Annotated in this window: 14 protein-coding genes; 5 read left to right on the forward strand and 9 right to left on the reverse strand. The window is 64.2% G+C overall.

Annotated features, from left to right (window positions below; genetic code table 11):
* Positions 1-69: 69 nt before the first annotated feature.
* The 5 genes from XH84_RS16740 to XH84_RS16760 all read right to left on the reverse strand — a co-directional run bounded on the left by XH84_RS16740 (position 70) and on the right by XH84_RS16760 (position 4056).
* Positions 70-972 carry an alpha/beta fold hydrolase gene (locus tag XH84_RS16740; RefSeq protein WP_128921582.1) on the reverse strand — a complete coding sequence of 301 codons (903 nt, stop codon included), beginning with the start codon at positions 970-972 and terminating at the stop codon, positions 70-72.
* Between the two features lie 197 nt (positions 973-1169).
* Entirely contained in the window at positions 1170-2453 is a 1284-nt protein-coding gene (gene purD / locus XH84_RS16745; RefSeq protein WP_128921583.1) for a phosphoribosylamine--glycine ligase, read from the reverse strand.
* Between the two features lie 140 nt (positions 2454-2593).
* Complete coding sequence (locus tag XH84_RS16750; RefSeq protein ID WP_128921584.1) at positions 2594-2896, reverse strand: winged helix-turn-helix domain-containing protein; 303 nt, start codon at positions 2894-2896, stop codon at positions 2594-2596.
* A 4-nt stretch (positions 2897-2900) separates the two neighbouring features.
* A complete protein-coding gene (locus XH84_RS16755; RefSeq protein WP_128921585.1) occupies positions 2901-3455 on the reverse strand; it encodes a hypothetical protein in 555 nt (184 codons plus the stop codon).
* 10 nt (positions 3456-3465) lie between these two features.
* Positions 3466-4056 (reverse strand): inner membrane-spanning protein YciB, encoded by a 591-nt coding sequence (locus tag XH84_RS16760; RefSeq protein WP_128921586.1) that lies wholly within the window; start codon positions 4054-4056, stop codon positions 3466-3468.
* 176 nt (positions 4057-4232) lie between these two features.
* On the opposite strand from XH84_RS16760, the gene xseA reads away from it, so the two are divergent.
* On the forward strand, positions 4233-5855 hold the full coding sequence (xseA, locus tag XH84_RS16765) for an exodeoxyribonuclease VII large subunit (RefSeq protein ID WP_164936542.1): 1623 nt from the start codon (positions 4233-4235) through the stop codon (positions 5853-5855).
* Positions 5856-6051: 196 nt separating this feature from the next.
* On the opposite strand, the gene XH84_RS39855 is transcribed toward xseA, so the two are convergent.
* Both XH84_RS39855 and XH84_RS16775 read right to left on the reverse strand, forming a co-directional pair.
* A complete protein-coding gene (locus tag XH84_RS39855; protein ID WP_164936516.1) occupies positions 6052-6198 on the reverse strand; it encodes a hypothetical protein in 147 nt (48 codons plus the stop codon).
* A gap of 214 nt (positions 6199-6412) precedes the next feature.
* Positions 6413-7237 (reverse strand): dienelactone hydrolase family protein, encoded by an 825-nt coding sequence (locus XH84_RS16775; protein ID WP_128921589.1) that lies wholly within the window; start codon positions 7235-7237, stop codon positions 6413-6415.
* Positions 7238-7446: 209 nt separating this feature from the next.
* On the opposite strand from XH84_RS16775, the gene XH84_RS16780 reads away from it, so the two are divergent.
* A complete protein-coding gene (locus XH84_RS16780) occupies positions 7447-7677 on the forward strand; it encodes a DUF2093 domain-containing protein (protein WP_128921590.1) in 231 nt (76 codons plus the stop codon).
* Positions 7678-7699: 22 nt separating this feature from the next.
* Here the strand turns inward: XH84_RS16780 and XH84_RS16785 are convergent, their stop codons facing one another.
* Positions 7700-8011, reverse strand: a complete 312-nt coding sequence (locus XH84_RS16785) for a hypothetical protein (protein ID WP_128921591.1) — start codon at positions 8009-8011, stop codon at positions 7700-7702.
* Positions 8012-8087: 76 nt separating this feature from the next.
* On the opposite strand from XH84_RS16785, the gene XH84_RS16790 reads away from it, so the two are divergent.
* Genes XH84_RS16790 through XH84_RS16800 form a run of 3 tightly spaced genes read left to right on the forward strand, consistent with a single transcriptional unit; the run spans position 8088 to position 10380 of the window.
* A complete protein-coding gene (locus tag XH84_RS16790; protein ID WP_245471759.1) occupies positions 8088-9491 on the forward strand; it encodes a TadE/TadG family type IV pilus assembly protein in 1404 nt (467 codons plus the stop codon).
* Between the two features lie 50 nt (positions 9492-9541).
* Complete coding sequence (locus XH84_RS16795; RefSeq protein WP_283810301.1) at positions 9542-10006, forward strand: TadE/TadG family type IV pilus assembly protein; 465 nt, start codon at positions 9542-9544, stop codon at positions 10004-10006.
* Positions 10003-10380, forward strand: a complete 378-nt coding sequence (locus XH84_RS16800; RefSeq protein WP_245471761.1) for a TadE/TadG family type IV pilus assembly protein — start codon at positions 10003-10005, stop codon at positions 10378-10380. The genes XH84_RS16795 and XH84_RS16800 overlap by 4 nt, the downstream gene beginning before the upstream one ends.
* A gap of 983 nt (positions 10381-11363) precedes the next feature.
* On the opposite strand, the gene XH84_RS16810 is transcribed toward XH84_RS16800, so the two are convergent.
* Positions 11364-11699 (reverse strand): GYD domain-containing protein, encoded by a 336-nt coding sequence (locus tag XH84_RS16810; RefSeq protein ID WP_128921594.1) that lies wholly within the window; start codon positions 11697-11699, stop codon positions 11364-11366.
* Between the last annotated feature and the right edge of the window lie 262 nt (positions 11700-11961).

The raw sequence follows: 11961 nt of genomic DNA on the forward strand, positions 1-11961 counted from the left end.
CCGGTCCTAGTGCGCAATTGCGCACTGGCCGGGCGATGACAGTCGAGGGCGTGGTGTGGAGCGTGGCTCTCAAGCCGAGAAAAACTCCCGCAATGCCTTCGCTGTGACATCCGGGTTCTCTTCCGTGAGGAAGTGACCGGAATCCACGGGCATGCCGACGACGTTCGTCGCCCATTGCCGCCAGGTATCGAGCGGCGTCGCCGCGGCTTGCGCCACGCCGGCATTGCCCCACAGCGCCAGCATCGGAACGGTGATCTTCTTGCCGGCCTCGAAATCCGCCTTGTCGAGATCGTAGTCGAAATAGGCGCCGGCGCGGTAGTCCTCGCACATCGCGTGGATGCGGGCGGGATCGCGGAACGGGGCGAGGTAATGCTCGAGCGCGCGCGGGTCGATCGCGTCCAGCGTCTTCGATCGGGTCTGGCTCGCCATCTTGAAGCGCAGGAAGAACTCGCCTTGGCCAGCGATCAGCGTCTCCGGCAGCGGATGGGGCTGCGCCAGGAAGGTCCAGTGATAGATCTTCAGCGCGTAGGCGCGGTTCATCCGCTCCCAGTAATTATAGGTCGGCAGGATATCGAGCACCGCGAGCTTCGACAGCCGGCCGGGATGGTCGAGCGCGAGGCGGTAGGAAACGCGGCCGCCGCGGTCGTGGCCGGCGAGCGCGAAGTGCACGTGGCCGAGCCGCTCCATCACCTCGACCATGGCTTTCGCCATCGCGCGCTTGCTGTAGGGGATGTGCAGCGCATCGCTCTCGGGCATGTCGGACCAACCGTAGCCCGGCAGATCGGCGATGATCAGCGTGAAGGCGTCGGCGAGCTCAGGCGCCACGCGGTGCCACATCACGTTTGTCTCGGAGAAGCCGTGCAGGAGCAACAGCGGCGGTCCGCTGCCGCCGACGCGGGCGAAGACGCGGCCGAACGACGTGTTGATCCATTCAGCTGCAAAACCCGGATAGAGGTCGGCGAGATCGGACATCTTGTTGCATCCTTATGTGGTCAGTCCAAAGGTCGTCCCGACACACAAAATGTCGAAAACAACCCCATGCACAGTAGCGGTATTATCTGCGGGGTACCTAACCCCAACAGCTGATTGCACATTCTGGAATGTCGATGTGGCGGCGCGGTGACACCCAACGCGAGATCTCGACCCTATCAGCCGCTTCTCGGCTCTTCTCAGCCTTTGGCCTTCTCCGCTTCCACCGCCTGCCAGCCGATGTCGCGGCGGCAGAAGCCCTCGGGCCAGCGGATGCGGTCGACGGCCTGGTAGGCGCGGGCCTGCGCTTCCGTCACGGTCGCCCCCAACGCACAGACGTTGAGCACGCGGCCGCCATTGGCGAGGATCGCGCCGTCCTTGGCCAGAGTGCCGGCGTGGAAGATCTCGACGGTCTCCACCTTGGCCGCGTCATCGAGCCCCTCGATGCGCGTGCCCTTCTGGTAGTCGCCGGGATAGCCCTTCGCCGCCATCACCACGGTGAGCGCGGAGTCTGGATGCCAGCGCAGATCGAAATGCTTCAGCTGCCCGTCGCAGGAGGCGAGCAGCGCCGGCACGATATCCGACATCATGCGCAGCATCAGCACCTGGCACTCGGGATCGCCGAAGCGGACGTTGAACTCGAACAGCTTTGGGCCCTGCGTCGTCAGCATAATCCCGGCATAGAGGATGCCGCGGAACGGCGTGCCGCGCTGCTTCATGCCGGCGACCGTCGGCAGGACGATCTTCGCCATGATCGCGTCATGGATCGCAGGCGTGACCAGCGGCGTCGGCGAATAGGCGCCCATGCCGCCGGTGTTCGGGCCGACGTCGTGATCGAACACGCGCTTGTGGTCCTGCGCGGAGGCCAGCGGAATGGCCGTCTCGCCGTCGCACAGCGCGAAGAAGCTGATCTCGCGGCCCGGCAGGAACTCCTCGATCACGACCTCAGCGCCGGCCTCGCCGAACGCGCCCTCGAACATCATGGCGATGGCGTCCTCGGCCTCGCGCACGGTCTTGGCGACGACGACGCCCTTGCCGGCGGCAAGGCCATCGGCCTTCACGACGATCGGCGCGCCCTGGCTCTGCACATAGGCGCGGGCATCGGCGGCATTGGTGAAGCGCTTGTAGGCGCCGGTCGGAATGCCGAACTCGGTGCACAGCGCCTTGGTGAAACCCTTGGAGCTTTCGAGCTGGGCGGCCACCCTGCTCGGTCCGAAGGCCTTGATCCCGGCGGCGGTGAGGTCATCGACGATGCCGGCCGCCAGCGGCGTCTCCGGGCCGACCACCACGAGCTCGACCGCATTCGTCTTGCAGAAATCGATCACCGCGGCATGGTCGGCGACATCGAGGCCTACGCATTCCGCCTCCTTGGCGATGCCGGCATTGCCGGGCGCGCACCAGAATTTGGTCACCAGGGGAGAGGCCGCGATCTTCCACGCCAGAGCATGTTCGCGGCCGCCGGAACCGAGCAGGAGAATGTGCATCGAAGGCTCGAAATGAGGGGTTTTGCTGGGGGCGGAGGTCGCACGAATCGGGGTGGGGCTCAAGGGGGACGGCCCGTACTCCCCCGTCATTCGGACGGCGCCCTTTGATGCCACGATTGCAAGAGCAGCAATCGGATGGCCTACCCCTGCCTCCCCGCAATAATCTCCTGCAACGTCGCCACGTGCCGAGCAAACGCCCCGCGCCCCGCCGCCGTTGCCGTCACCGTCGTCTGCGGCTTCTTCCCCACGAACGCCTTCTCCACCGACACGTACCCCGCCTTCGCCAGCGTCTCGATGTGCGCCCCGAGATTGCCGTCGGTCGCCCCGGTGAGTTTTTTCAGGCGGGAGAATTCGAGACCGGCGGCGGTGGCCGGCAGCGAATTCAGCGCCGCCATGATCTTCAGCCGCAGCGGCTGATGGATGATGTCGTCGAGTTCGGCCATGGCGCTAGCTTCGTCGCATCCAGAGGCCGCCGCCGATCAGCCCGACGCCATTGACGACGGCCATCCACGGCACGAAAGCGTCGCCGGCGACGAAGTAATAGCCGACCAGGGTCAACATCGTGATGCACACCGCGATTGCGACGAAGGCGTAGGCGAGCCAGAGCCCCGCAAGCGCATAGAACAGCATGAAATAGATGGTCCAGAATGCGCCCTGCTGCCGTGGCGAGAAATGTCCGAGGACCAGCGCGCAGAAATAGCCAAAGGCGATGCACAGCAGGAAGGCAACGAACATCCGCCGGTCGAAGCCGCGAACGCCCGTTTTGGCCTGCCTGGACGCGCTGATGGCAAACGATCCAGCAAGGCCGAGGACATAAACGGCGAGCCAGATGGGGTAGCCCTCGCGCGGCTGGAGCCAGGTGGCGATATTCCCGGCGAACACCAGGGCGCCCCAAAGGATCATCATCTGGCTTGCGATGTCGTAGACCCGCGATCGCCGTACGCGTTGGACCATATCGTCGATCTCGGCCAGCGCTTCCGATGCCTGCTTGCTGTCGATCATGGCAGCCCCCTCAACCCGGCATCGCCGCAACATCGCGCGGGCGTTCGCCGGCACGTCGGCGGCGCGCGACAGCAACGGTGCGCATGACCGCGTAGCCGATCAGGAACATCGCGGCCTTGCTGACGATGCCATAGATCGACATCGCCGCCGACCAGGTCGCGACGTCGAAGTTGAGGGCCACGATCACGTTGAGCGCGGCAGAGAAGAACATCAGGCCCGACCAGGCGTAGCCGACAATGATCGCGACGTCAGGCACCAGCTCGATCGCGATCGGCGGCAGATAGCGGTTCATCCACCCCCGCTTCAGCATCACGATTCCGGCGACGATGTAGATGACGCTCGGCTTGATCATGACGAAACGTGGATCCGCGGTGATCAGCGTGACGGTGCCCGCGCCGAGCACCAGAAACAGGCTCATCCATTGCATGGTGTCGATCGGCTTGCGGCGTGCGAATTGCCAGCCGATCTGGGCGAGACCCAGCACCATTCCGAGCACCACCGACAGGGTCACGTTGTGGGTCAGCAGATAAAGCATGAGAAAGAACAGCGTCGCCGCCATGTCGAGCAGCAGCAATTTTCCGGCTTCGAACAGGTTTTTCATGGGTGCCTCCACAGCTTGCCGTCAGCGGGTCGCATCATCGCCGTGACACCCCCCTTCAACCTGGATCCAGAGAACTCTATAATACAGAGTACTCTCCCAGTCAATTACCGCATTGGCGCCGCGCCGCGAAAATCCTTAACGTCGGGTCTGACCCCAAAATGCCGAATCGTTTGCCGATGCCGCCTGCGGAACAACTTCACAACGCGCCCGAATTCACCGTCTCCGAGCTCTCGCAGTCCCTGAAGCGGACGGTGGAAGACACCTACGGCCATGTCCGGGTCCGCGGCGAGATCTCGGGATTCCGGGGCGCCCATTCCTCCGGCCATTGCTATTTCGCGCTCAAGGACGAGAGCGCCAAGATCGAGGCGGTGATCTGGAAGGGCGTGCACGGCCGGATGCGCTTCAAGCCCCAGGAAGGGCTCGAGGTCATCGCCACCGGCAAGCTCACGACCTATCCGGGCTCCTCGAAATACCAGATCGTGATCGAGGCGCTGGAGCCAGCCGGCATCGGCGCGCTGATGGCGCTGATGGAGGAGCGCAAGAAGAAGCTCGCCGCGGAAGGGCTGTTCGACGAGGCGCGCAAGCAGCTCTTGCCCTGGCTGCCGGAGGTGATCGGCGTCGTGACCTCGCCGACCGGTGCCGTGATCCGCGACATCCTGCATCGGCTGGAGGACCGCTTCCCCCGCCGCGTGCTGGTGTGGCCGGTCAAGGTGCAGGGCGACGGCTCGGCCGAGCAGGTCGCGGCCGCGATCCGCGGTTTCAACGCGCTGCCCGAGGGCGGCAAGATCCCGCGGCCCGACGTGCTGATCGTCGCGCGCGGCGGCGGCTCGCTGGAGGATCTCTGGTCGTTCAACGAGGAGATCGTGGTCCGCGCCGCGGCCGAGAGCATGATCCCGCTGATCTCCGCGGTGGGGCACGAGACCGACATCACGCTGATCGATTTCGTCGCCGACAAGCGCGCGCCGACGCCGACGGCGGCGGCCGAGATGGCGGTGCCGGTGCGCAGCGATCTGTTCGTCGAGGTCGGAGATCTCGGACGGCGCACCCGCGCCTATTGGCAGCGCGCCCAGGAGAGCCGCCGCAGCGAGCTCCGCGCCGCCGCGCGTGCGCTGCCGGCGGCTGGCGATCTCCTGGCTATCCCGCGGCAGCGGCTAGATTCGGCGGGCGCCTCCCTGCCCCGTTGCCTCAAGGCCAACACGCACGCGCATTTCCGAAGGTTCACCGCCGCCAGCGCCAAGCTGACGCTGCGGGTGCTGCACGGCCAGATCGCACAGGCCGACCACCGGCTCACCGTGTGCGGCGAACGCCTCGGGCTCTCCGCGCGCTCGCTGTTGCGGCGGCGGCGCGACCGCTTTGCCGGGCTCGAGGTTCGCTTGCGCGCCTCAAAGCTTTCCAATGCGCAGGCGCAGCGCAACGCGATTGCCCGCCAGCGCGAGCGCACGCATCGTCTTAGCGAGCGCGCCGGCCGCGCGCTCGTGACGCTGATGCAGCGGCTGGAGGCCCGCGTCGAGAACAGCGGCAAGCTGCTCTCGGCCTTGTCCTATCGCAGCGTGCTCGCGCGCGGCTTTGCGCTGGTACGGGATGAGGCGGGTCATCCGCTGCATGCGGCGGATGCGATCGGGCCGGGCGCGCGTGTCGAGATCGAGTTCGCCGATGGCCGCGTCGGCGCCACCGCGGATGCGGATCGCCCGACACCGGCGGCAAAGCGCACGCCGGCGCAACAGAAGCCGGCTGCGGCGGACGCAAAGCCCGCGCCGAAGCGCGTGGTCAAGCCGGTGGATCAGGGCAGTTTGTTCTGAGGCAACGACCGAGCGCTCCACCATCGGTGTCATTCCCCGCCTTGTGCGCAATTGCGCACTGGAGCGGGGAATCCAGTACGCCGCGGCTTCTCGGTAAACCACAGGCGTCTCGGCGTACTGGATCGCCCGGTCAAGCCGGGCGATGACACCGAATTTGTGGAACACGCGCAGCCCCAATCTCGTGGAGACAGCTCGCCTACCGGCAGGACAATCCCGCATCGATGGTGGTCCAGAAGCCGCAATGCTCCGGTGCGCGCTGTGGGGCGCCGGCGTGGGCCTCGTACAGGAAGATCGCGACGGTGAAGACGACGAGTGCGGAGAACAGGGGGATGCGGTTGCGCATGGAGATTGCGTTTAATCGACATCGTGGTCGAACTAAGGCGCCGTCACGCACTGAAACCGGCGCCGTGCGCGATCCGTAGATTCCCGGTCGGCCATCATGGTCCGTGCAGGGCGGTGGTCGATGCGGGGCTGTCCGCCTGAATTTGTTCCTCGGGCGGCCCCGCTTCCGCCTTCGCTTCTACCGAGCTACGGCGCGACAAGTCCGCTCACCCAAGCTACCGCGCCAGCCATTCCGCGACATCCTTCTGCGACTCCGCGCGCGCTTCTGCATCGGTGCCGAGATGGCCGCGCTCGGGCGCGGCGGCATCGTTGCTGCCGCCGGCTGCGTGCAGCGGCGTGTTGGCGCGGTCGAAATCGTGATAGGCGCCGGGATAGACCACGATGCGCGCGAGCGCGCTGCGGCCATGCGCGCCCTCGACCATCTGGCGGCAGGCGGGCGGAGACGAGACGTCGTCATCGGCGCCGATCAGCACCAGGGTGGGCACCCGCGTGCTCCAGCCGAGGCCGGCGGAAATCCGGCAGTCCGGATAGAAGGCGATCGCAGCGCGGAAATCGGGCGCCAGATCGCGCGCCCCGCTCTGCGGACGCACGGCCCAGAGCAGCGCGCTGGCGCCATTGGCCCAGCCCATCAGGCTGACGCGGTCGCGCGCCACCCAGCTCTGCTTCATCAGCCAGGCCCGCGTCGCCGCGACGTCGGCGACGCGCTCACGTCGCGCCTTGACGTGCATCTCCTTGACGCGGCATTGCGGCCCGAGCTCGCGCGAGCCGTAGCTGTCGGGCCACAGCACGGCGTTGCCGGCCTTGAGGAGGCGCTCGGCCCAGTCGCGATAACGCGGCAGCACGGCATCGGAATGGCTACCGAGCCCGCCGCAGCCATGCAGCGCGATCACGGTCGGAAACGGGCCTGCACCCTCGGGCTTGTAGAGCTGCGCATGCAGCACGCCCGAGGCCAGCGGAATATCGACCGGCTGCGGCGCCGGCGCGGCACGCGCGGCCGACATCGCTAGCGTCACGAACAGGGCGGTCAATCGAAGGCGCATCGGACTCTGCCGTATCAGGTGCCGGACCGCACGCGGCGCACCGGGATGATCCTTCGGGCGAGCATTATCACGCGGGAACGGCAGCAAAACATCACAAAGCGGTGGGTTTACCGGGCGGACAAGGCGCCCTATCTATGCTACATCCCGTCCAACACATCGTGCCCTCCAAGGGTTTCCTTGGCAGCGGCCTTCCACGGAGACTTTCGACCGTGCTGAACAAGTTCGGCCCCTCGGGCCATGGAGAAGCGCAGGTGCAATATCTCGACGGCGATTTCCGTGTGATCTCGCCGGGGACCTTCGTGCGCTGCGCGATCACCGATGTGCGGATCCCGCTCGACGAGCTGAAGTACTGGAGCGTGGATCTGCAGGAGGCCTACGCCACCCCCTCCGCCGTCCTGCAGCGGCATTTTCCCGGCGCGCCGAAACCGCAGGAATCGTGATCGAGTCCGTGGCACCATTCGGCTATTGCGGCTCGGGAGCATCGCCGCCGACGCAGGTCTTGATGAAACTCCTCCTGGATTCACCGACGATCTTCTGATCGATCGCCTGCTTCAGGCAGTCGAGCCGCGCCTGCGCCAGGCAGAGCTGCAGCTGATCGCGCTTGTCCTGCCCTTTCAGGCTCGCCGTCGTGGCAAGGCACGTCACGCGCTTGGTCGCGGGAACCGGCACGGTGGCGGTCGGAGCGGCTGCAGGCGGTGCGGACGTCTGAGCATGGGCGGGCAAAACCGGCAGACCCACGAGGCTGGCGGTAAGAATCGCGGACCGCAATTTCATCTGACTCTCCTGGACGCAGCTCTATCGATAGGAGCCTGGCCATGAATGTCGGCTGAATGTCCGCCGATACTTAAAATTGTCCTGCTTCCATTGGGGCGCATTTAATCCGCCCGCATCACACTGCTTTCGGGAAAAAGTGGCAAGTGGGCAGGAACGCATGGACCTCCGGAGATCTTTCACCCGTTCGTTCGGTGCATCTTTGAGCTCAAAAGGTCGTGCTCGACGGCGCGACCGAACGATTCACCTGCTTGAACGGTTCGCCCGCGACGAGTCGGGCAGCTATGTGATCATTTCCGCGCTGCTGATGCCGGTCCTGGTCGGCACCGCCGGCCTCGGAACGGAAGTGGGCTGGTGGTACTACAAACACAAGAACATGCAGAGCGCGGCAGATTCCGGCGCAGTCAGCGCTGCGACGGCTGCGAGTGCAGGCGGCGACCCCTCATCCGAAGCCAATGCGGTGACGGCAAACTACGGCTACGCCAATGGGACGGGCAACGTCACGGTCACGGTGAACCAGCCCCCGAAGACCGGCAACAATGTATCGAATTCGCAGGCCATCGAAGTCATCGTGAGTCAGCCGCAGCAGCGCCTGCTGTCAGCTTTGTTCGGATCGGATTCCGTGCTCATCACCGCACGCTCGGTCGCCTTGCCGAATTCCGGGACAGGCTGCGTCCTCGCGCTCAACTCGGGCGCAAGTCCCGCTGTCAACGTCAGTGGCGGCAACCAGCTCAACCTGATCAAGTGCAACCTTTACAGCAACTCCAGCGCAAGCCCCTCGCTCAACGTCGCCGGCAGCGCCTCGGTCGCGGCAAACCAGGTCGGCGTGGTTGGCGATGTCTCTGGTTCGAGCAGCATCACCGCGACCAACGGGATCAAGACGCACGTCGCGGCCGTCGCCGATCCCTACGCCAACGTCTCTCCTCCCGCCAAGCCGAGCTGCACCAACGCCAAGATCACGGTCAACGCCAACGGAAAGACGAACTCGCTCGACCCAGGCTGCTACGCGGGCAGCATCACGGTCAATGCCGGCGCAGTCCTGAACCTGAATCCAGGCATCTATTATCTGGACGGGGCCAACTTGAGCGTCGCCGGAAACGCCACCATCACCGGCAGCGGCGTCACCCTGGTGTTTACGGGCTCGGGGAGCAACTGGGGGACCGCCTCGATCGGCAGCAACGCCACCATCGACCTGACGGCGCCGACCAGCGGCGCCACGAAGGGCATCGTCATGTACGGCGACCGCAACATGCCGGCCGGGACAGCCTTCAATCTCACCGGTGGCAGCACGCAGAATTTCGGCGGTGCCATCTACCTGCCAAAGGCCAACCTCAGCTTCAGTGGCGGCAACGGCACGAGCACATCCTGCACCAAGATCATCGCGGACACGCTGACGTTCAGCGGCACGTCGAACCTCCAGGTCAATTGTACCGCGCTCGGCACCGCGACGATAGGTTCACAAACCGCACAGCTCATCGAATGAGGCTTGGACCGATGCAAATCCAGAACCTCTCATCAAAGTATCGCCGTCGATTGCTTGGTTCTCTCGCGAGGCACGCGCGCGCTGCCGGCAGCGATCAACGGGGCGTCGCGGCTGCCGAATTCGGCATCCTGGTCCCGCTGCTGTCTCTGATGGTCGTTTCGGTTACGGACATCGGGCTTGCGCTCTATCGCAAGATGCAGGTCGAGAATGCCGCACAAGCGGGAGCCCAATACGCGATTGCGCGCGGCTTCGACGCCAGCGGCATTTCGAACGCCGTCGCAAGTGCCACCAATGCGACGAACATCACCGCTTCACCTCCGCCGGTCCAATTTTGCGGTTGTCCAACGAGTGCGGGAGTCAGCGCCGCCACCTGCGGAACGGTCTGCACCGGCGGTGCGCAGGCCGGAACATATACGACGGTCTCGGCGCGGGCGACGTATTATACGATCATCGATTACCAGGTCGTGGCGGCCACCTACACTTACACCGCGCAATCCACTGCGAGGTTGCAGTGAAACTCACGGCACTATGGCGCGACACGCGGGGTACGTCGGCGCTGGAATTTGCGCTGACCGCTCCCGTGTTCTTCCTTTTCATATTTGGCATCATCGAATGCGGACTGCTGTTCTGGACTCAGCTGGGAATCCAGCATGGCAGCGAAATGGCGGCGCGCTGCGCCACCGTCAACACCACGCTCTGCTCGAGCAGCAACACCATCACGAGCTACGCTGCCCAGCAGGCCTTCGGCCTCACGCTCCCCGCGGGGACGTTCACCTATTCCACGGCGACGTGTGGCAACCAGGTCAGCGCGAATTATTCGTTTGAGTTTCCGCAGATCCTCAACCTGTCCCCGATGACACTGACCGGCCGGGCATGCTTCCCGAGCTGAGACCGTGCAACGGGCAGCTTTGCCGCCCCTGCTATCATCGCGCGCCGAATCGCCGCTCTCGCGCCTGATTTGCCAGCCTCACCGCCGATGATCTCCGCCACGCCGCTCCGCGTTGCATCGAACAGTGCGTGCACTCAGTGGTTAGTCATTTCGCGCTGTGGTTGGATTCTTTGTTGCGATTCGGCGCCCTTAAGTTGTTCGACGAAGTCTTGGTGAAACAGAGGGCTGTTATACTTGCATGTTAGGTAACTGGCCCTGCTCCTTTTATCGCACAGACAATCAAGTCAACCAAACGGCCATTGAGCTTTGGAATTGGCGCAGTCTGTGAACGGGCTCATATCGAAGAGTCAATTTGAGGGCTACGTTCACCGCGAAAATTCGCGTCGGAATATCAAGTCAAACGATGGGGGTGATCATGCCCGCCATATTAGAGTTGCTCTATCGTGAATATTGCCGCGCCCGTCTTGTTGAAATGCGGAAACAGCTTCTGATCGCAACTGAACGCGCTCAAGCTCTGGACGTGGATCATCATCCTGCAGATCGGGGTGACGATGACGAGACGGACATACATCGCAGACCCGATCACCGCGCGCCGTACTGAAGCGGCCCGACGGCGGGCAACCTCTCCCGCGTAGCAATGACCAAGCAATTGGCGACAGTTTGGGAGCCTGCAATGAATACACCCGAATACTATACTGTCATGGTGGCCTGCCTCTCGTGCCTGACCATTATCGGAATGATGGCCGCCGGGGCGTGGTGAGCATAACCGACTGCTGAAGCACGATCGCCGTGGGGGACCGAGGCCGCCGGCAAGCACGTTCAATCCGCCCCTTGGCACCGGACGCAGCACGCGCCGGACTGCAACGTCCGTCGATGGACGCCAGACCTTCGCCTCGCTTCGGCTTGCAGACGTGATTGTTTCTGGGATGAGAGCGTTGCCGCCGCCTGCAACGCCTGCGGCGGCTTCGCTCTAGGTCCGGATATCAGCCTCCGGGCGGCGTATACGAAGAACGCAGCTTCGCCGCGTTCTGGCGAACCTGCTTGATCTCGTCCTGCGTGAACAACCGAGTCAGTTTCACGTTCTGCAGGGTGCCTGCCGTAACGGTCAGTCCGGAAATGGCCGGAGCCGCACCCGGATCAGGCACATCGAAAATCACCAGAACGCCTGGGCCGTCGGTCGCAACGCTGTACATCGAAATCAGCTTTCCGCCGGCCGCCTCGATAAGTTTCCTGGCCGCTTCCTGGCGATTGGTCGTGGGATTTTCCAGGATGGCGTTGAGCGCGTGTGGCGTGTATTGTCCGGTGAGGCAAAAATGCATGGCATGTTCTCCTCTGAACTCTTAGCAATACCTCTTCCTGCCGTTCCGAGCTGTCGTTACGGCCGTCGCATCTGAAATGATGAAGATACACTGCCCGCCGTGGGCATAAACGCCGCCGATGATTTCCGGAAGTTCGGCACGTCCCGGTGACGGCTCTCATGGAAGGCTACATCAACTCCCGAATTTGCGGAAGAGACTTTGTCAGCCGCGACATGACAGCTCGGTTCACACATCGCATCGCGCTAATTAATTCTCCATCACA

Source organism: Bradyrhizobium nanningense, assembly GCF_004114535.1.
GTDB classification, from domain to species: Bacteria; Pseudomonadota; Alphaproteobacteria; order Rhizobiales; family Xanthobacteraceae; genus Bradyrhizobium; species Bradyrhizobium nanningense.